The organism is Streptomyces sp. FXJ1.172 (assembly GCF_001636945.3).
Classification (GTDB): domain Bacteria; phylum Actinomycetota; class Actinomycetes; order Streptomycetales; family Streptomycetaceae; genus Streptomyces.
Genome location: NZ_CP119133.2, coordinates 6,052,772 through 6,071,892, shown reverse-complemented (window position 1 = coordinate 6,071,892; position 19,121 = coordinate 6,052,772). Strand labels below are relative to the sequence as shown.

17 protein-coding genes and 1 pseudogene are annotated in these 19,121 nt (G+C 72.3%); 11 read left to right on the top strand and 7 right to left on the bottom strand.

What is annotated here, in order from left to right:
* Positions 1–4 precede the first annotated feature (4 nt).
* From A6P39_RS27205 to A6P39_RS27195, 3 genes are read right to left on the bottom strand one after another with little or no spacing between them, the layout of a single operon-like run.
* Entirely contained in the window at positions 5–904 is a 900-nt protein-coding gene (locus A6P39_RS27205) for a DMT family transporter (RefSeq protein ID WP_067039465.1), read from the bottom strand.
* Positions 905–937: 33 nt separating this feature from the next.
* Positions 938–1,855, bottom strand: coding sequence for an EamA family transporter (locus A6P39_RS27200; protein ID WP_067039668.1), 918 nt, complete (start codon positions 1,853–1,855; stop codon positions 938–940).
* A gap of 8 nt (positions 1,856–1,863) precedes the next feature.
* Positions 1,864–3,192, bottom strand: a complete 1,329-nt coding sequence (locus A6P39_RS27195) for an MFS transporter (RefSeq protein ID WP_067039464.1) — start codon at positions 3,190–3,192, stop codon at positions 1,864–1,866.
* 137 nt (positions 3,193–3,329) lie between these two features.
* On the opposite strand from A6P39_RS27195, the gene A6P39_RS27190 reads away from it, so the two are divergent.
* Entirely contained in the window at positions 3,330–3,848 is a 519-nt protein-coding gene (locus A6P39_RS27190; RefSeq protein ID WP_067039463.1) for a MarR family winged helix-turn-helix transcriptional regulator, read from the top strand.
* Between the two features lie 239 nt (positions 3,849–4,087).
* Positions 4,088–4,306: pseudogene (locus tag A6P39_RS27185) on the top strand (TetR/AcrR family transcriptional regulator); the annotation flags it as partial.
* A gap of 173 nt (positions 4,307–4,479) precedes the next feature.
* On the opposite strand, the gene A6P39_RS27180 reads toward A6P39_RS27185, so the two are convergent.
* From A6P39_RS27180 to A6P39_RS27165, 4 genes are all read right to left on the bottom strand, one after another.
* A complete protein-coding gene (locus A6P39_RS27180) occupies positions 4,480–4,743 on the bottom strand; it encodes a hypothetical protein (protein ID WP_067039462.1) in 264 nt (87 codons plus the stop codon).
* Between the two features lie 4 nt (positions 4,744–4,747).
* Complete coding sequence (gene malQ, locus A6P39_RS27175; protein ID WP_079133126.1) at positions 4,748–6,997, bottom strand: 4-alpha-glucanotransferase; 2,250 nt, start codon at positions 6,995–6,997, stop codon at positions 4,748–4,750.
* Complete coding sequence (locus A6P39_RS27170) at positions 6,998–7,243, bottom strand: hypothetical protein (RefSeq protein ID WP_067039461.1); 246 nt, start codon at positions 7,241–7,243, stop codon at positions 6,998–7,000.
* A gap of 249 nt (positions 7,244–7,492) precedes the next feature.
* Positions 7,493–8,029, bottom strand: a complete 537-nt coding sequence (locus tag A6P39_RS27165) for an HNH endonuclease (RefSeq protein ID WP_023550692.1) — start codon at positions 8,027–8,029, stop codon at positions 7,493–7,495.
* Between the two features lie 325 nt (positions 8,030–8,354).
* Between A6P39_RS27165 and A6P39_RS27160 the strand changes: the two genes are divergently transcribed.
* The 9 genes from A6P39_RS27160 (at position 8,355) to A6P39_RS27120 (ending at position 19,101) form a co-directional block, all read left to right on the top strand.
* Positions 8,355–9,461: a mechanosensitive ion channel family protein gene (locus A6P39_RS27160; RefSeq protein ID WP_067039664.1), complete on the top strand. Its 1,107-nt coding sequence runs from the start codon at positions 8,355–8,357 to the stop codon at positions 9,459–9,461.
* Positions 9,462–9,758: 297 nt separating this feature from the next.
* Positions 9,759–10,970, top strand: a complete 1,212-nt coding sequence (locus tag A6P39_RS27155; RefSeq protein WP_067039460.1) for an ROK family transcriptional regulator — start codon at positions 9,759–9,761, stop codon at positions 10,968–10,970.
* A gap of 47 nt (positions 10,971–11,017) precedes the next feature.
* Positions 11,018–12,361: an ABC transporter substrate-binding protein gene (locus A6P39_RS27150; RefSeq protein WP_079133125.1), complete on the top strand. Its 1,344-nt coding sequence runs from the start codon at positions 11,018–11,020 to the stop codon at positions 12,359–12,361.
* A gap of 3 nt (positions 12,362–12,364) precedes the next feature.
* A complete protein-coding gene (locus A6P39_RS27145; protein WP_067039459.1) occupies positions 12,365–13,306 on the top strand; it encodes a carbohydrate ABC transporter permease in 942 nt (313 codons plus the stop codon).
* A 2-nt stretch (positions 13,307–13,308) separates the two neighbouring features.
* The gene (locus A6P39_RS27140; RefSeq protein WP_067039458.1) at positions 13,309–14,202 is read left to right on the top strand and encodes a carbohydrate ABC transporter permease; all 894 of its coding nucleotides are present in this window, start codon (positions 13,309–13,311) and stop codon (positions 14,200–14,202) included.
* A gap of 7 nt (positions 14,203–14,209) precedes the next feature.
* Positions 14,210–15,475 carry a 6-phospho-beta-glucosidase gene (locus A6P39_RS27135; RefSeq protein WP_067039457.1) on the top strand — a complete coding sequence of 422 codons (1,266 nt, stop codon included), beginning with the start codon at positions 14,210–14,212 and terminating at the stop codon, positions 15,473–15,475.
* Positions 15,466–16,449 carry an N-acetylglucosamine kinase gene (locus A6P39_RS27130; RefSeq protein ID WP_067039456.1) on the top strand — a complete coding sequence of 328 codons (984 nt, stop codon included), beginning with the start codon at positions 15,466–15,468 and terminating at the stop codon, positions 16,447–16,449. Before A6P39_RS27135 ends, A6P39_RS27130 begins: the two co-directional genes overlap by 10 nt.
* A 229-nt stretch (positions 16,450–16,678) precedes the next feature.
* The gene (locus A6P39_RS27125) at positions 16,679–18,055 is read left to right on the top strand and encodes a hypothetical protein (RefSeq protein WP_443053075.1); all 1,377 of its coding nucleotides are present in this window, start codon (positions 16,679–16,681) and stop codon (positions 18,053–18,055) included.
* A 14-nt stretch (positions 18,056–18,069) separates the two neighbouring features.
* Positions 18,070–19,101 (top strand): glutamate ABC transporter substrate-binding protein, encoded by a 1,032-nt coding sequence (locus A6P39_RS27120; protein ID WP_067039455.1) that lies wholly within the window; start codon positions 18,070–18,072, stop codon positions 19,099–19,101.
* Positions 19,102–19,121 lie beyond the last annotated feature (20 nt).

Sequence of the window (19,121 nt, the reverse complement as noted above, 5' to 3'; positions counted from 1 at the left end):
CACGTCAGCGGCGTGATCCCGCGCCCAGCACCACCCCTGCCAGGATCAGCGCCATCGCCAGCAGCTGCGGCAGGCCCGTCGTCTCGCCGAGCAACGCCCACGACAGCAGGGCCACGCAGACCGGCTGGAGGTGGTAGACGATGCCCGCCCGGGTCGCGCCGACGAGGGCGATGGCCTTGTTCCAGGCGAAGAAGGCCACCGCGGAGGAGGCGACGCCGACGTAGAGGAGGGGCAGGACGGTGGCGGGGGTGGGGTGGAAGGAGCCCTGTACGGTCACGCTCACCGCCTGCGCGGGCAGGAGGAGCGCCGTGCCGGTCAGGAACGTGGTGAACAGGAAGCCGGTGCCCGTCAGTTCGGCCGGCTTGCGGCGCAGCAGCGCGCTGTAGCCGGCGAAGCAGCAGGCCGCCGCGATCATCCACAGACTGCCGGACGAGAAGTGCGCGCCGCCGCCCGCGAGCACCGTCACGCCCGCGCAGGCGATCAGCAGCCCTGCCGTGCGCCGTGCGCCGAGCCGTACGCCGCCGAGCCGTTCGAAGACCGCCATGAGCACCGGTGAGGCGGCCATGATCATGCCCATGGTGGCGGCCGGGGTGGTCAGTCCGGCCTGGTTGACGAGGGTGTTGTAGACGGCCACGCCGAGCAGGGAGGCGAGGAGGACGTAGCGGGCGTGGCGGCGCAGCAGGGCCCGTTGCCGCCAGGCCTGCCGGGCGCCGAAGGGCGCCACCGCCACCAGTGCGGTCACCCAGCGCCAGAAGGCGTGCTGGACCGGCGGGACGCTGTCGTGCAGAGCGCGGGAGGTGACGAAGCTGCCGGACCAGACCAGGGTGGCGAGGGCGGCGAGGGCGAGGCCGGCCGCGGGGGCGGACGGGGCGGATGTGGTGGTCCTGGGCAGGACGACGGCCACGGGACTCCTTTCGGCGGGGGTGGGTCCGTGTGGCTACCGTCGCAGTGCAGGATCCATCAGGTCCATCGAATCTTTTGGACGATTCTTTTCAGCTGAACTGAAAGGTCGGCTCCCGCCGCCACCGAACTGCCCAGCCAGCGTCGCCCCGAACGCCAGCGCCATCCCCGCCACCTGCACGGGGGTCAGTGCCTGCCCGAGCGCCACCCAGCCGACGGCGGCCGCGGTCAGCGGGGACAGCGGGCCGAGGAAGGCGACCTGGGTCGCGGTGAGCCGGCCGATGCCGCGGAACCAGAGCCAGTAGGCGACGGCCGTGCCCGCCAGGGCGAGGTAGAGGTAACCGCCGACGGCCCGGCCGTCCAGGGCCGGCGGGGCTCCCTCGGCCAGGAAGGCGACGGGGGCGACGAGCAGGCCGCCCGTGGTGAGCTGCCAGCCGGTGAGGGCCAGCGGGCCGACGCCGTCCGGGCGGCCCCACCGCTTGGTCAGCACCGTCCCGGCGGCCATCGAGGCGGTGGCGGCGACGGCCGCGAGCACTCCGAGCGCGTCGAGCGCACCGCTGCCCCGCAGGACGACGAGGCTGACACCGAGCGCGGCCACAGCACCGGTGGCGAGGGTACGCCCGGCCGGCCGCTGCCCCAGCAGCAGTGCCGAGAGGCCGACGACGAACAGCGGCTGGACCGAGCCGACGACGGCCGCCGTTCCGCCGGGCAGCCGGTACGCCGACACGAACAGCAGCGGGAAGAAGGCGCCGATGTTCAGCGCGCCGAGCACCAGCGACTTCCACCACCAGGCGCCCTTCGGCAGCACCCGGGTCAGCGCCAGCAGGACGAGCCCGGCGGGCAGGGCCCGCATCAGGCCCGTGAACAGCGGGCGGTCCGGCGGCAGGAACTCGGTGGTCACCGCGTAGGTGGTGCCCCAGGAGACGGGGGCGAGGGCGGTCAGCGGGATCGTCATGGAGCGTTTCACGGCCGGGTTCCTCCGGGTGCGGCGGCGACGGACGCGGGGACAGGGGTCATGGGGTGCCGGGTGAGGGGCAGCGGCCGCAGCGCCTGGGCCGGCAGCCGGCGCTCCACCCGGACCAGCAGGGCGGCGGCGATCGCCGACGTCGCGACGAGGACAGCCCACGGCGCCCGGCCGTCCAGCGCGAGCAGGGCCGTGAACAGGGACGGTGCCACCGCCTTCGCCAGCGACCAGGACATCTGGTACGCCGCCAGGTACCGGCCGCGCGCCTTCTCGGGCGCCGCCTCGACCGCGAGCACCTGGGCGGCGGGGCTGTGGATCAGCTCACCGACGGTGTAGACGACGACCACGGCGATCAGCGCACCGCCCAGCACCGGGCCGGAGCCCGGCCGCAGGGTGCCGAGCACGATCTGCGCGGCGAAGGCCGTGGCGAACAGGCCGCCGCCCAGCGCCGCCGCCCGGGTGCGCCGGGCACCGGCCCTGCGGACCCGGGCGCCGACGGCGACCCCGCCCACGGCACACAGCACCGTGTTGATGGTGAACGCGGCGCCCGTGAGCGCCGCGGGCCCGTGCAGCCACTCCGTCATGAACAGCGGGAAGAGCACCGAGAGGGCCGAATAGCTCAGCGCGTTCAGGAAGTTGGCGCCGGTGACGACCAGGAAGGGCCGGTCGGCGAGGACGAGCCGGTACCCGCCGCCCGACCGCCGCCCGAGGGGCACTGCGCCCGCCCCGCCCGCCCCGCGCACCGGTCGCAGCGGGCGCAGCAGCAGTGCCGCGAGTGCGAAGGAGAGGGCGTTGCCCCAGGCCGCGTAGGTGTAACCGGCGCTGCCCGCAAGGGAGATGACCAGCGTGGCCAGCAGCGCACCCGCGCCGCTGCCGGCGTTCTGCAGCGCGCGCGTCGACGCCTGGAGCCGGTCCCGCCCGGCCCCGAGCGCCACCTCGCCGATCAGGGACTGCTGGGCGGCGGGGAAGGCCCGGTCGGCCGCGGCCGTGACCAGGGCGACGGCGGCGAAGGCGGCGAGCGAGCGGGCGAAGGGATAGAGGGCGAAGCCGGCGACCCGGACGCCGTAGAGCACGTACAGCACGCGCTGGGCGCCGTACCGGTCCACCGCCGTCCCGGCGAACGGCAGTACGGCGATGCCCGCGAGACCGGTGGCGGTCAGCACGGCGCCGACGACCGGGAAGGACAGCCCGGTGACGGCGTGGAAGAAGACCAGCGTGAACGGGACGTACATACCGGTGCCGATGCCGTTGACGGCGGCGGTGACGGGCAGTGCCCACTCCCCCGGGACGCGCTCGTCCGCCCCGCTCCGCCGCTTCCTCGTGTTCATCGTGCCGATCCTCCCGAAGTAGCTTGATGGAAAGTAGCTTAGCCCTAAGCTACTTTTTTGCAAGCCACTTCCTTGTGAGTCACTTCCTCGCGAGCCGCTTTCTTGCGAGTGATCACCGGGAGGGCGATACTCGGCGCATGACCGAAGGCCCGCAGCAGCGCAGGGATCCCGTCGACGCGATCATCGACCAGTGGGCGGCCGTCCGGCCCGACCTCGAGTCCAGGGCGATGGAGGTCTTCGGGCGGATCTACCGCCTCTCCCGCGCCATGGGCGACCAAATGGAGAAGGCGTACCAGCCGTACGGCATCTCGCGCGGAGATTTCGACGTACTGGCCACCCTGCGCCGCTCCGGCGAGCCGCACACCCTCTCCCCGCGCCAGCTGTCGGCCACCCTCATGCTCACCACCGGCGGCATGACCGGCCGCCTCGACAGACTGGAGAAGGCCGGCCTGCTGCGCCGCTCCCCCGACCCGCACGACCGCCGCGGCCTGCAGGTGACGCTCACCGACAAGGGGCTGGACACCGTGGACCGGGCGGTCGGCGCGGGCCTCGCGGTCCAGACGGCGGCCCTGTCCTGCCTGAACGACGAGCAGGCCGGCCAACTGGCCGACCTGCTGCGGGAGTTGCTCGCCGGAACCGAGGGAGCGGAGCGCTAGTGCCCCGGCAGGCAACGTTTGCCCGTCAAGGAGCGGCGTCCGGTGCGTGCTCTCGGTGTGCCGGCCGGATGCCCTCGTACTGGACGTACTTGGGCTTCCGGGCGGTGCGGCGAGTGGGGGCACCTCCCGGCCGAAGGCTGGGGGAGCGTGCCGGGCGTCGCGACGGGGCGAACGTTGCCTGTTGGGGCACTAGGTCCCGCGGCGGCCGTCCAACTGGATCTGCGGCTGCCCGACCTGACGCGGATTTCCGGGACCAGCTCCTGCCGGTGGCCCGGCAGGTGTGCCCCGACCCCGAGCAGTTCCCGGCGCGGGCAGCGCTGTGCGCCGCGCAGCTGCTCGGGCTGGCCCTCACGCGCTATGTACTGCGCCTGCCGCCGGCCCGGGAACTGACCCGCGAGGAGCTGCTGGCCTGGCTCGGACCGACCGTGCAGCGCTGTCTGACGGCACCGAACCCCTGAGCCGCGCCGCGCGGAGACTCACCCAGGGACCCGCACGGAGACCCACGCGGAGACCCGCACAGCGCCCCGCACGGAAAAACGCCAGGGGCGCCGACCCTGCCCGGGTACGGCGAACGCGCGTACCGACGGGAGGTCAGGCGCCCCCGGCGAACGAAGAGCAGTGCCCGCTCAGGTCAGGCCTTGGCACCGGACTTGGACGAGGGCTTGACGGTCCTGATCTTGGACTTGTCCAGCGCGATCACCAGACCGGCGATGACGGCGAACAGGGCCAGCGGGATCAGCACGTAGAGGCCCAGCGTCTGGACGACGCTCAGGCCCTTGCCGGGGTCGTCGCCGTCGTCGCGGGTCAGCGCGAGCGCGGGGGACGACATGAGCAGCATCATCAGCGTCGTACCGGCGGCCAGGGCGCCGGCGCGCAGGGCGTTCTTCTTGTCCACGATCTCAAGTTAGCGAACCGCCCGCACGGTCGCGCGCCCGGGGTCCCGTAGCAAGCGTGGACACGCCTTCGACCTGCGCGAACACATGGAGCAACGCAGCCAGACGTGGCGCGGCCACCAGCTCCTCCAGCGGCACCGGGCGGCCCTCGCGGTCCGCGACCGGCAGCCGCCAGTTCGGGTACTGGTCCCAGGTGCCCGGCAGATTCTGCGGGCGGCGGTCGCCCACGCCGTCCGGCAGCCAGACGCCGATCAGCCGGGCCGGGGTGCGCAGCAGGAAGCGGTGGACGGCGCGGATCTCCTCCTCCTCGTCGGAGCCGGGCGGTCCGGCAGCCGGACGGTCCAGCAGGCCCAGGCTGCCGAGCAGGGCGAGCCACTCGGCGGTGTCGGCGGCGGCCTCGGTGCGTTCCTCGGCCGCCGGGCGGGTGAGCAGGCCCAGGCGGTCGCGCAGGACGACGTGGTCGCCGGTGAGCCGGGCGGCGGTGGGCGGCAGATCGTGGGTGGTGGCGGTGGCCAGGCAGTCGGCGCGCCAGCGCTCGGGCGGCAGCGGGCGGCCGTCGCCCTCCCAGTCCCGTTCGAACCACAGCACCGAGGTGCCGAGCACCCCACGCCGCTGGAGCGTCTCGCGGACGCCGGGCTCGACGGTGCCGAGGTCCTCGCCGATGACGACGGCCCCCGCGCGGGTGGCCTCCAGGGCGAGGATCGCGAGCATGGCGTCGGCGTCGTAGTGCACGTAGGTGCCCTCGGTGGGGGCGCTGCCCCGGGGCACCCACCACAGCCGGAACAGGCCCATGACGTGGTCGATGCGCAGGGCGCCGGCATAGCGGAAGAGGGCGCGCAGCAGGTCGCGGTAGGGGGCGTAGGCGGTGGCGGCGAGCCGGTCGGGACGCCAGGGCGGCAGCCCCCAGTCCTGGCCGCGGGCGTTGAAGGCGTCGGGCGGGGCGCCGATGGACATGCCGGCGGCGAACACGTCCTGCTGCGCCCAGGCGTCGGCGCCCTGCGGATGCACGCCGACGGCGAGGTCGTGCACGATCCCGACCGGCATCCCGGCCTCCGACGCGACACGCTGGGCGGTGCGCAGCTGGCCGTCGGTGAGCCAGGCGAGGCGGGTGTGGAACTCGACGCGGTCGGCGAGTCCGGTGCGGGCGCGGGCGGTGGCGGGCGAGCGGGGGTCGCGCAGTCCGGCGGGCCAGGCGTGCCAGTCGGGGCCATGCGTCTCGGCCAGGGCGTACCAGGTGGCGTGGTCCTCGAGGGCCTGGCCGTGGGCGGCGCGGAAGGCGTCGTAGGCGGCCTGCCGGCCGGGCCCGAGGGGGACGGCCGCCACCGCTTCCAGGGCCTCGCGCTTCAGCTCCCACACGGCGTCCCGGTCGATGAGGGCGCCCTTGTCGAGGACGGCGGCGCGCAGCCGTCCGGCCCGCTCCAGCAGCCCGCCGAGCCGCTCGCGGTCCTCGGCGTAGGCGTACTCGGGGACGTCCTCGATCCGCAGATGCACCGGGTCGGGGAAGCGGCGGGAGGAGGGGCGGTACGGGGAAGGGTCGGTGGGGGCGCCGGGTACGGCCGCGTGCAGCGGGTTGACCTGCACGAATCCGGCGCCGGCGCGGCGCCCGGCCCAGCCGGCCAGCTCGGCGAGGTCACCGAGGTCGCCCATGCCCCAGGAGCGGCGCGAGAGCAGGGAGTACAGCTGGACGAGGAGGCCGTAGGAGCGGCCGGCCGGGGTGGGCAGCCGGTCGGGGGCGACGACGAGGTGGGCGTGGGTGCTGCGGCCGTCGGGGGCGAGGGCGGTCAACCGGTGGACGCCGAGCGGGAGTTCGCCGACCCCGTCCCACTCCCGGGCCCCGGGCCTGTCCCGGTCCTCCGCCCGGTCCTCGCTCCCGTCCCGCTCCCCGCCGTGGCCGGGGTCCCGTTCCTGCTCGGTCTCGACGGTCAGCCGGGTGCCGGCGGGCAGTGCGGCGAGGGCGGCGGGCGGCGCGGCGCCGGTCCAGTGGACCACCGTGGGCGGCAGCAGGCGCTCGCGCAGTTCCCGGTCACGGGCGGCGAGCGCGGTGCGTACGGCGTCCGGTCCGGCCGCGTCGACGCCGAGGGCGGCCAGGGCGGCGGCCACCGCGGAGGCGGGGACCTGGACGGTACGGCCCGGGGCGGGGCTGTAGGAGGTGGCGACCCCGTGCAGTCCGGCGAGCCGGTCCAGCTCGGGCTCGGGCTCGGGCTCCGGTTCCAGCTCCGGGTCCGGCCCCGGGGGCTCGTCGTTCGCCCCGGTCATCTACAGCCCCGGGCCGAAGGAGTCCGGGACCGGGTCGGACTCGCTGGTCAGCGGGGCGGTCTCGGCGAGCGGCGGCTCGCTGGTCAGGGGCTCGGCGTCGGGCAGCGGCGGTTCGCTGGTCAGCGGTGCCTGGATGCAGGCGCTCTCCGCGCTGAAGACGCACACGGACGCCTCGTCGGCCGCGGCGGACGGCTCCGCCACGGGTTTCCACTGGGCCGGGATCGTCAGTCGAGCCGGTGCGGCCACGGGGGTCTCCTTGTCATGTACGGCGACCTAGGGCCTGACCTGCGGATCACACCGGTCAGGCCCCAGCGGGTTCACCGCAGCCCTACCCCGTGAGCGCTACGGCAGACGTGCCGAAAGGAACAAGATGCCACTCATCACGCCCTCCCTGGCGCAACGAGGCCGTGAACTGTGCCCAGTCAGGGCGTCCGACCGGCCGCATGCGCACGACATGCAGCCGGTCGGTGACGGCTTGCACGAAGGCCCGGATCGTCAGGCGGAGATGCCGTCGATCCGGGCCAGAGCGTCGTCCGCGCCGTACGGCTGCAAGTAGGGCAGCCAGCGCGGGTCCCTATGGCCGGTGCCGATGATGCGCCAGGCCAGGCCGGTGGGTGGAGCGGGCTTGTGGCGCAGTCGCCAGCCCAGCTCGACGAGGTGGCGGTCGGCCTTGACGTGGTTGCAGCGGCGGCAGGACGCCACCACGTTGTCCCAGACGTGCTTGCCCCCGCGGCTGCGCGGGATGACGTGGTCGACGCTGGTTGCGACGCCACCGCAGTACATGCACCGGCCCCCGTCGCGCGCGAAGAGCGCACGGCGGGTGAGAGGAACGGGCCCCCGGTAGGGAACCCGTACGAATCGCTTGAGCCGGACCACGCTGGGTGCGGGGACTGTGACGGTTGCGCTGTGCATGAAGGCGCCGGATTCCTCGAGGGAGACGGCCTTGTTCTCCAGGACGAGGATGAGCGCGCGGCGGAGCGGTACGACGCCGAGCGGCTCGTACGACGCGTTGAGGACCAGGACATGCGGCACGGGGGCCTCCTTGGGCGTCGGCGGCGCGTGGCTCGCGCCGGGACGATCTGCAGTCAGTCTCCCCTCATGCCTGGTGAACGCGCCACCATGTCCCGGTAACGGGCTGGGAGTGTTTTCGACCACACCCGATACATCCCCCGGATCATGCCCAGTTCAAGCCAGGGTGAGTCCCGTCTCTCCTGTGGCCCTCCTTGGCGCATTCGCGCGGGGCACACACGATGCCCCGTTAGTGTGGTGGTCCTGTCCGTCCGGTGACCTTTTCGTGACCTTGAAGCCCTTGACCGCCCCGCCGGTGCGGACCGTGCAACACCTGGAGGTACCTGCCGTGTCGTCCTTGCCCGTCGTCCTGCTGGCCGCCGGTGCGTCCCCGACCCCTTCCCCCTCCGGGTCGACGCAGCCGGCCGTGCCCTCGCTCCAGGACGCCCAGGAGAGCGCGACGAACGCGGCGAGCTGGGTCGAGCAGAACTGGTCGACGTGGCTCGCGATGGGTCTGCAGATCCTGCTGATCGTGGTGATCGCGGTCGCGCTCAGAGCGATGGTGCGGCGGGCGATCACCAAGCTGATAGAGCGGATGGGCCGGACCGCGCAGGCCGTGGACGGCACCGCGCTGGGCGGGCTGCTGGTCAACGCCGAGCGGCGCCGGCAGCGGTCGGCGGCGATAGGTTCCGTGCTCCGCTCGGTGGCGAGTTTCCTGATCATGGGTACGGCGGCGCTGATGGTGCTGTCCACCTTCAAGATCAACCTGGCGCCGCTGCTGGCGTCGGCCGGTGTGGCCGGTGTGGCGATCGGTTTCGGCGCGCGGAACCTGGTCACGGACTTCCTGTCCGGCGTGTTCATGATCCTCGAGGACCAGTACGGCGTCGGTGACGTGATCGACGCGGGCGTGGCGACCGGCGAGGTGATCGAGGTCGGGCTGCGGGTGACCAAGCTGCGCGGTTCGGACGGCGAGATCTGGTACGTCCGCAACGGCGAGGTCAAGCGGATCGGCAACCTCTCGCAGGGCTGGGCGACGGCCGGGGTCGATGTGACGGTGCGCTCGAGCGAGGACCTGGACAGGGTCAAGGACACGCTGAACGCGGTCGCCGAGCACATGAGCAAGGAAGAGCCCTGGAACGAGCTGCTGTGGGGCCCGGTCGAGGTCCTGGGCCTGGACTCGGTCCTGATCGACTCCATGGTCGTCCGCGTTGCGGCGAAGACGATGCCGGGCAAGGCGCTGACGGTGGAGCGGGAGCTGCGCTGGCGGATCAAGCGGGCCTTCGACGCGGCGCACATCCGCATCGTGGGCGGTGCCACGTCCGCGGAGGACGCCGCGGACACCCTCGACCCGACGGCCGCGGTGGCGGCCCCGTCGGCCTTCGCCAACGCGGACTCCCCGCAGGCGAAGGCGACGACGCCGATCAATGCGCAGCCGCCTACGAGCACGGACAAGTAACCGGGGAACGACGGAACGGGTCAGCGCACTCGTCCGAGCGAACAGATGGGGCATTCCGGCGCCGGCGGCGCACGGGGTGCCCCATCGCTGTGTCCGTCAACAGGTAACGACTGCGTTGCCTCAGCTGCCTTGTCTATTGACGCCCCCTTCGTCCTGGGCTTACGTTCCTCCCACCCCAATAGGAAAGTTTCCTAACAGTGATCTTCCGTCCAGCCGGTGATCAGACCGATGATCACGGCTGGACGTCCGGCCAGGTCACTGAGAAGCTGGGCGGCTGGAAAGGCAGGTGTGGACCCCATGGCAGGAACCGCCGGTACGCCGGGCACCCCGCGCGTCCTGCGCGCCATGAACGACCGCGCCGCCCTGGACCTGCTGCTGGAGCACGGGCCGCTGTCGCGCACCCGGATCGGCAAGCTCACCGGACTGTCCAAGCCCACCGCCTCCCAGCTGCTGGCCCGCCTGGAGGCGGCCGGGCTGGTCCGGGTGACCGGCACCAGCGAGGGCCGGCCGGGCCCCAGCGCCCAGCTGTACGCGGTGCATCCGGGCGCCGCCCACGCCGCGGGGCTCGACGTCACCCCGGAGCGCATCCGCGCCGCCGTCGCCGACATCACCGGCCGCACGGTCGGCGAGTACGAACTGCCCACCCCCGGGCGCCGTCCCGCCCAACCCGTCGTCCGGCAGGTCACCGACGCGCTCGACGGCGCCGTCAAGGCCGCCGGGCTCGCCCGGTCCGACGTGCACCGGCTGGTCATCGGCACCCCGGGCGCCTTCGACCCGGGCACCGGCCGGCTGCGCTACGCCTCCCACCTGCCCGGCTGGCACTCCCCCGCCCTGCTCGACGACCTCGCCGCCGCCCTGCCGATGCCGGTGGAGTACGAGAACGACGTCAACCTCGTCGCCCTCGCCGAACAGCGGCTGGGGGCCGCCAAGGGCCATGGCGACTTCGTGCTCCTGTGGAACCAGGAGGGGCTCGGCGCCGCCCTGGTCCTCGGCGGCCGACTGCACCGCGGCTGGACCGGCGGCGCCGGCGAGGTCGGCTTCCTGCCGGTGCCGGGCGCGCCCCTGGTGCGCCAGGTGACCAAGGCGAACAGCGGCGGCTACCAGGAGCTGGCCGGCTCCCAGGCCGTACCGAAGCTGGCCCGCGAACTCGGCATCGCGGACGTGCCGCCGGGGCCGTACTCCGAGGCCGCCGCCGCGCTCGTCGCCCGCGCCGCCGACCACACGAGCGGCCCCTACCGTGAGCTGCTGCAGACCTACGCGACCCGGCTGGCCACCGGTCTCGCCTCGCTCGTCTCCGTCCTCGACCCCGAACTCGTCGTCCTCAGCGGCTCCGCCCTGACGGCCGGCGGCGAGGTGCTGCGCGCCCTCGTCCAGGCCGAGCTGGCGGAGCTGGCGGCGGCCCGGCCCCGGCTGGTCGTCGGCGACGTCCACGAAAACCCCGTACTGCGCGGCGCGTTGGAGTGCGCGCTCGTCGCCACCCGCGACGAGGTCTTCGACACCTCGCGCTGAGTCACGCCCCCTCTCTCACCCACCCCGCCCTCCTGGGAGACCTCGCCATGCCCGAAGTCATACCCTCAGCTGTCCGAAAGACGGCTTTTGCCGTGACCGCCTCGCTCGCGTTGCTCACCACCGCCTGTACGGGGCAGTCCGCCTCCGGCGCCTCGGACGACCCGACGAAGGACACGACGGTCACCTTCTGGCACGCCTGGAGCGCACCGAACGAGGTGCAGGCCGTCAAGACGCTGATCGCCGGCTTCGAGAGGGCGCACCCCAACATCCATGTGAACGTCGTCGGCAACATGACGGACGACAAGATCAACCAGGCGCTGCGCTCGGGCGGCGACAAGGCGCCCGACGTCATCTCCTCCTTCACCACGAACAACGTGGGCAAGTTCTGCTCCTCGGGCGCGCTGGTGGACCTCAACCCCTTCTTCCGGAAGTCGGGCATCGACCCCGCCACGACCTTCCCGAAGACGATGAACGAGTACACCCAGTTCGACGGGAACCGCTGCACGGTGCCGCTGCTCGGTGACGCGTACGGGCTCTACTACAACAAGACGGAATTCAAGAAGGCGGGCATCGCCGCTCCGCCGAAGACCTGGTCCGAATTCGAGGCCGACGCCAGGAAACTGACCGTCCCGGACGGCGACTCCTACAAACAGCTCGGGTTCATGCCGGACTACCACGGCTGGGAGACCACCACCGAGCACTACTTCGCGCAGTTCTCGCCGACGTACTTCGGCAAGGACGGAAAGTCGAACCTCGCCAAGGACCCCGCGTTCGAGAAGGGATTCGCTTTCCAGAAGCGGCTCGTGGACGAACTGGGCGGATTCCAGAAGCTGGAGAAGTTCCGGGCGACGCTCGGTGACGAGTGGGGTCCCAGGCACCCCTTCCACACCGGGCAGGTCGCCATGCAGCTCGACGGCGAGTGGCGGCTCGGGATGGCACTGGCGGCCAAGCCGAAGTTCGACATCGGGGTCGCCCCGCTGCCCGTCCCCGACGACCAGGCGGACCAGTACGGCAAGGGGTACATCACCGGCACCGTCGCGGGCGTCGCCGCCTCCAGCCACAAGCAGAACGCGGCCTGGGAGCTGGTGAAGTACATGACCACGGACACGGACGCGGTGGTCGGCTTCTCCAACGACCTGCACAACGTGCCCTCCACGCTCGCCGCCCTGAAGTCCCCGAAGCTGAAGTACGACCCGCGCTTCAGGACGTTCCTGGACATCGCCGCCGACCCGAATTCCACCACCACGCCCGCATCCGTCAACGGCGGTGTGTACCTCACCACCATCCAGCAGCTCGGATTCGACTACGAGAGCGGAAAAGTCACCGATCTGAAGGCCGGTCTGCGGAAGACGGCGGCACAGATCGACACGGACATCGCGCAGGCGAAGTAGCCGATGAGTACGGTCACTCTGGCGGCCAAGCGCCGCCGCTCGGCGCTCAGGACCCTCGCCTTCATGTCGCCCTGGCTGATCGGGTTCGCGGTGTTCTTCGTGTATCCGCTGATCTCGACGGTCTATTTCTCGTTCATGCACTACGACGGCTTCAAACCGCCGACGTGGAGCGGCACGAAGAACTGGACCTACGTCTTCCAGCACTATCCGTACTTCTGGCCCGCCATGCGCAACACCCTGTGGCTGGTCGTGGTGATGGTGAGCCTCCGGGTGGTCTTCGGGCTCGGCATCGGCCTGCTGATCACCAGGATCAAGACCGGTACGGGCGTCTTCCGCACCCTGTTCTACCTGCCCTACCTGGCCCCGCCGGTCGCCGCGACCATGGCCTTCGCCTTTCTGCTCAACCCCGGTACCGGGCCGGTCAATTCGATCCTGGAGAAGGCCGGCGTCCCGGCGCCGGGCTGGTTCAACGACCCCACCTGGTCCAAACCCGCGCTGACCCTGCTCGCGCTGTGGGGCGTCGGCGACCTCATGGTCATCTTCATGGCCGCGCTGCTCGACGTACCGGCGGAGCAGTACGAGGCCGCGGAGCTGGACGGCGCGTCGGCCTGGCAGCGCTTCCGGTACGTGACGCTGCCGAACATCTCCCCCATCGTGATGTTCGCCGTCGTCACGGGCGTCATCCAGACGATGCAGTACTACACGCAGCCGCTGATCGCCGGGAAGGTCGCCTCGGGCGTGATCCAGGGCGCCGGCACCCAGTTCGAGCCCGGCTACCCCGACAAGTCCACGCTCACCCTCCCCCAGCTCGTCTACAACCTCGGCTTCCAGCGCTTCGACTACGGCTCCGCGTGTGTCGTCGCCCTCGTCCTCTTCGCCCTGTCGATGGTGTTCACCGCGTTCCTGATGCGGCGCCGGGGCGGCCTGATCCAGGCAGGTGACTGACCATGACCCAAGTACTGGACAAACCGGTGGGGTTGAAGGCGCCCGCCTCGGCCGCCGAGCGCACCGCCCGGCGCAGGGCGCTGCTGGAGTGGATCGCGGTCCACTCCCTCGGCGTCGCCGCCGCGCTGTTCTTCACGCTGCCCTTCGTGTTCGTGTTCCTGACCTCGCTGATGAGCGACAGCCAGGCCCTGAGCCGGGATCTGGTCCCGCACACCTGGGAGTGGGGCAACTACCGGAAGGTCTTCGACACGCCGGGCTTTCTGACCTGGTGGAAGAACACGCTGGTCTACGCCGGCCTCGGCACCGTGCTGACCGTGGTGTCGTCGGTCCCGGTGGCGTACGCGCTCGCCAAGTTCCGCTTCCGGGGCCGCAATCTGTCACTCATGCTGGTGATCTCGATGATGATGCTGCCCCCACAGGTGATCATCATCCCGATGTACCTGTTCTGGGCGAAGCAGCTGGATCTGTCCGGCACGCTGTGGCCGCTGATCATCCCGATGGCCTTCGGCGACGCGTTCTCCATCTTCCTGCTGCGCCAGTTCCTGATGACGATCCCGAACGAGTACCTGGACGCGGCGAAGGTGGACGGCTGCGGGGATCTCAGGACGCTGCTGAAGGTCGTCCTGCCGATGGCCAGGCCGGGCATCGCCGCCGTGGCCCTCTTCCAGTTCTTCTACGCCTGGAACGACTACTTCGGCCCGCAGATCTACGCGTCCGAGAACCCCGGCGCCTGGACCCTGTCCTACGGCCTGGAGTCCTTCAAGGGCGCCCACCACACCGACTGGAACCTCACCATGGCCGCGACCGTGCTGGTCATGGCCCCCGTGATCCTCGTCTTCTTCTTCGCCCAGAAGGCGTTCGTCGAGGGCGTCACTCTCACCGGAGTAAAGGGTTGATCCTCGTATGAAACTCACCGTGGTCGGCGGCGGCTCGACCTACACCCCCGAACTCATCGACGGTTTCGCACGCCTGAGGGACACCCTGCCCGTCGACGAACTGGTGCTGGTGGACCCGGCGCCGGAGCGCCTGGAGCTGGTGGGCGGCCTCGCCCGCCGTATCTTCGCCAGGCAGGGCCACGACGGCCGGATCGTCACCACCGCCGACCTGGACGCGGGCGTCGACGGCGCCGACGCCGTCCTGCTCCAGCTGCGCGTCGGCGGCCAGGCGGCCCGTGAGCAGGACGAGACCTGGCCGCTGGAGTGCGGCTGCGTCGGTCAGGAGACCACCGGCGCGGGCGGACTGGCCAAGGCGCTGCGCACGGTCCCGGTGGTGCTGGACATCGCGGAACGGGTCCGGCGTGCCAACCCGCGCGCGTGGATCATCGACTTCACCAACCCGGTCGGCATCGTCACCCGCGCCCTCCTCCAGGCCGGGCACCGGGCGGTCGGGCTGTGCAACGTGGCGATCGGCTTCCAGCGCAAGTTCGCGCACCTGCTCGGCGTGGCCCCGGCCGACGTCCACCTCGGCCACGTGGGCCTCAACCACCTCACCTGGGAGACGGGCGTCCGGCTGGGCGGCCCCGAGGGCGAGAACGTCCTGCCCGGGCTGCTGGCCGAGCACGGCGACGCGATCGCCGACGACGTCCGCCTCCCACGCCCCCTGCTGGACCGCCTGGGCGTGGTCCCCTCCTACTACCTGCGCTACTACTACGCCCACGACGAGGTCGTCGGAGAACTGCGCACCAAGCCGTCCCGGGCCGCGGAAGTGGCCGAGATGGAACGGGAGTTGCTGAAGATGTACGGCGATCCCACGCTGGACGAGAAGCCGGCGCTGCTGGCCAGGCGGGGCGGCGCCTTCTACTCGGAGGCGGCCGTGGACCTGGCGGCGGCACTGCTCGGCGGCGGGGGCAGCCCGTACCAGGTGGTGAACACGCTCAACAAGGGCACGCTGCCCTTCCTGCCCGACGACGCGGTGATAGAGGTCCAGGCGGCGGTCGGCCCGAACGGCCCGGCCCCGCTGCCGGTGCCGGACCTGGACCCGCTCTTCGCCGGCCTGGTGGCGAACGTGACCGGGTACGAGGAACTGGCCCTGGAGGCCGCGCTGCGCGGCGGCCGCGACCGGGTGTTCCGCGCCCTGCTCGCGCACCCCCTGATCGGCCAGTACGCGTACGCCGAGACCCTCACCGACCAGTTGATCGCACACAACCGGGAGCACCTCGCGTGGGCCTGACCGCACCTGAGACCCCGACCGTCCTCGCCGTCGACGCGGGCAACAGCAAGACCGACGTGGCCGTGGTCACCGCCGCCGGGGAGGTCCTGGCCACGGCCCGCGGCGGCGGCTTCCGGCCGCCCGTGGCCGGGGTGCCGGCGGCGCTGGACACGCTGGCCGAGCCGGTCGCGCGGGCCTTCGCCGACGCGGGCGTGACCTGCGTCTCGCATGTCTCGGCGTGCCTGGCCAACGCCGATCTGCCGGTGGAGGAGGAGCAGTTGGCGGCCGCGCTGCAGGCGCGCGCGTGGGGCGCGTCGGTGGAGGTGCGCAACGACACGTTCGCGGTCCTGCGGGCGGGCGTGGCCGAGCCGCGGGGCGTGGCCGTGGTGTGCGGCGCGGGCATCAACTGCGTCGGCATGCGCCCCGACGGCCGTACCGCCCGCTTCCCGGCCATCGGCCGGATCTCCGGTGACTGGGGCGGGGGGTGGGCCCTGGCCGAGGAGGCCCTGTGGCACGCGGCCCGCGCGGAGGACGGCCGGGGCGGGCCGACGGCCCTGGTCCGCACCCTGCCCGGCCACTTCGGCCTGCCGACGATGTACGCGCTGATCGAGGCGCTGCACCTCGGGCACGTCGGCCACGACCGCCGGCACGAGCTGGCCCCCGTGCTGTTCGCGACGGCCGACGGGGGCGACCCGGTGGCCCGCGCGATCGTCGCGAGGCTCGCCGAGGAGGTGACGGTGATGGCGACGGTGGCGCTGACCCGCCTGGACCTCCTCGGCGAACAGACGCCAGTCCTGCTCGGCGGCGGCGTCCTGACGGCCGGTCACGCCCTGCTGGACGACGCCGTGCGCGACCTGCTGGCCGCCCGCGCCCCCAAGGCCGAGGTCCGCGTGGTCACGGCGAGCCCGGTCCTGGGCGCGGCCCTGCTGGGCCTGGACCGGCTGGCGGCGGACACACGGGCGCGGGAGCGGGCGAGGAGCTACTGGGACGGCTAGGGCCTAAGTCCTGTCCCTGACCCGCACTCCCTGGCGGAACCGAACAGCTGCGCAGGGCGTATTCATGTGGGGCGCGCACTGCGATCCGATCAAGATCCAGTGAAGGCCGGTGCGGATGCCGGTGCGTGCCGCGATACTGGGCGGCGACGGATGGGCCCTGGGGGAGGTCGAGTGACACACGCGCCGAGAAGCAGCACGGCACCGCCGCCGGCGGGCCCCGGCATGCCCGCTGCCGCCCCCGGCGTCCCCGCCCGGCCCACCCGGCCCCGCGGGCGCCCCGGCCGCGCCCACCCGGCGGACCGCGTTCGCCGAGGGGGCCGACCGGCTGCGGGCCGCGGCCACCACCGAACCGGGCCGGCTGCGGATCATCGGGGCCGTCCTGGCGCTGCTGGTCGTGGCGTTCGGGGCGACGGCCGCCTGGCAGGCCGACGCCCGCTCGGCCGCCGCCGACGACGTGCTGCACCGCAGCCAGCCGCTCAGTTCGGGCGCGGCCGGCATCTACCGCTCGCTGGCGGACGCCAACACCGCCGCCTCCAGCGGGTTCCTGGCCGGCGGCCAGGAGACGCCGCAGTCCAGGACGCGGTACGAGAAGGACATCAGCACGGCCGCCGCGGGCCTGGTGACGGCCGCCGCGAACGCCGTGCCCGGTTCGGCCTCCGAGGCGGCGATCGCCAGGCTGAACCGGCTGCTGCCCGAGTACAAGGGGCTCGTGGAGCGGGCCCGGACCTACAACCGGCAGGGCTATCCGGTCGGCGGCGCGTACCTGCGCTACGCCAACGAGAAGATGCAGCAGGAGATGCTGCCGGCCGCCGAGGACCTCTACACCACGGAGAACGGACGGCTGGACGCCGACTACGGGAACGCCACGCCGTACCCCTGGATCGCCATCGGGCTCGGCGTGGTCGCGCTCGGCGCGCTCGGCTGGGCCCAGCACCGCACCTTCCGGCGCACCAACCGCGTCCTCAACCAGGGCCTGGTCGCCGCGTCCGCCGCCACCACGATCGCCCTGCTGTGGCTGGTCGTCGGACACGCGGTGGCCCGCACGGAGCTGGACGGCTCCTACGACCACGGCATCCGCTCGCTGACCGTGCTGCACGACGCCCGGATCGCCTCCCTGAAGGCACGCGGCAACGAGAACCTGAGCCTGGTGGCGCGCGGCGCCGAGACCGTGACGGTGGGCGGGCAGACGTACGACGCCTACTACTACGACTTCGACAAGGACATGGCCACCCTCGGCAAGGGCCTGGGCCAGGCGGAGAAGCTCGCCGACGACCAGGGCGGCAGCGCCCCGGTGAAGGCGGCCGAGAGCAACATGGCGGTGTGGAAGCAGCGGCACTCCGCGGCCCGCGCCGAGGACGAGAACGGCAACTACGACCAGGCGCTGGACAAGGTCATCGGGCCCAAGGACGCCACCGGCCAGTGCTTCGACGGCGTCGACAGCTCGCTCGCCCAGGCCATCGACCACGAACAGGCGGAGTTCGGCCGGGCCGCCCGGGCCGGGCGGGACGCACTGGCCGGGCTGCCGGTGGGCGCGGCCGTGCTGGCGGTGCTCGGCGCGGCCGGTGCGGTGGCCGGCATCGGACGCAGACTCTCGGAGTACCGGTGACAGGGGGCAGGACGATGTACGCGAGCCGTGTACGGGCCTTGCTGCGGGGCTGGGGCGGGGTCGGCGCGATGGCGGTGCTGTGCGCGCTGGCGCTGGCCTTCGTCCTGCTGCTGCCGTGCACCCAGCGCGCTGAGCGGCACGCGCAGCGCACCGGACAGGCCGTCACCCAGGGCCTGCAGGCCCGCGCCGACTCCTGCAAGCCCGCCGAGGCGCAGGACCAGACGCTGTCGCCGTCCGGCGCGGACGGCCCGACGATCGACGCGATCAAGGCCCGTACGGGCGAGCGGCGCAAACTGGTCGTCGGCGTCGACCAGAACAGCTACCACTGGGGCTACCGCAACCCGAACACCGAGGGCGCGGAGCTGGAGGGCTTCGACATCGACCTGGTGCACCGGATCGCGCAGGACGTCCTCGGCGACCCGGACGCGGTGCAGTTCAAGGCGATCCCGACCAACCAGCGCATCTCGGCGATCCAGGACGGACGGGTGGACATGGTCGTACGGACCATGACGATCACCTGCGAGCGGCTGTCCCAGGTCGCCTTCTCGGCACCCTACTTCAAGACCGGTCAGCAGGTGCTCGCGCCCAAGTCGTCGTCGGTCACCGGCTACAACTCCTCCCTGGCGCACAAGAAGGTGTGCACGGCGTCCGGTTCGACGGCGTACACCAAGCTGTCCGACGACCGGAAGGCCGGCGCCCTGCCCGCCTCCACCGACATCTCCACCACCGTCCCCAACCAGCTGGACTGCCTGGTCAGGCTGCAACTGGGCGAGGTGGACGCGGTGGTGACCGACGGGGCGCTCGCCGCCAGCCAGGCCGCGCAGGATCCGACGGTGGAGCTGAAGGGCGCGCCGTTCACCACCGAGTACTACGGCGTGGCGATGAAGAAGGACGCCAACGATCTGGTACGCCGGGTCAACCGCGTCCTGGTGGACTACCGCGCGAGCGGCTGGCAGACGTCGTACGACACCTGGCTGTCGGCGACACTGGGAAAGGACTCGGCCGCGTCGAAGCCGCCCGCGCCGCGGTATCTGCGCACCGGTTGACCCCACTGGACGACTTTGGA

Bases quoted from the DNA above. Each gene is read 5' to 3' on its own strand.
- A6P39_RS27200 (WP_067039668.1), bottom strand. From the start codon at position 1,855: ATGACGATCCCGCTGACCGCCCTCGCCCCCGTCTCCTGGGGCACCACC.
- A6P39_RS27195 (WP_067039464.1), bottom strand. From the start codon at position 3,192: ATGAACACGAGGAAGCGGCGGAGCGGGGCGGACGAGCGCGTCCCGGGG.
- A6P39_RS27190 (WP_067039463.1), top strand. From the start codon at position 3,330: ATGACCGAAGGCCCGCAGCAGCGCAGGGATCCCGTCGACGCGATCATC.
- malQ (WP_079133126.1), bottom strand. From the start codon at position 6,997: ATGACCGGGGCGAACGACGAGCCCCCGGGGCCGGACCCGGAGCTGGAA.
- A6P39_RS27155 (WP_067039460.1), top strand. From the start codon at position 9,759: ATGGCAGGAACCGCCGGTACGCCGGGCACCCCGCGCGTCCTGCGCGCC.
- A6P39_RS27150 (WP_079133125.1), top strand. From the start codon at position 11,018: ATGCCCGAAGTCATACCCTCAGCTGTCCGAAAGACGGCTTTTGCCGTG.
- A6P39_RS27145 (WP_067039459.1), top strand. From the start codon at position 12,365: ATGAGTACGGTCACTCTGGCGGCCAAGCGCCGCCGCTCGGCGCTCAGG.
- A6P39_RS27140 (WP_067039458.1), top strand. From the start codon at position 13,309: ATGACCCAAGTACTGGACAAACCGGTGGGGTTGAAGGCGCCCGCCTCG.
- A6P39_RS27135 (WP_067039457.1), top strand. From the start codon at position 14,210: ATGAAACTCACCGTGGTCGGCGGCGGCTCGACCTACACCCCCGAACTC.
- A6P39_RS27120 (WP_067039455.1), top strand. From the start codon at position 18,070: ATGTACGCGAGCCGTGTACGGGCCTTGCTGCGGGGCTGGGGCGGGGTC.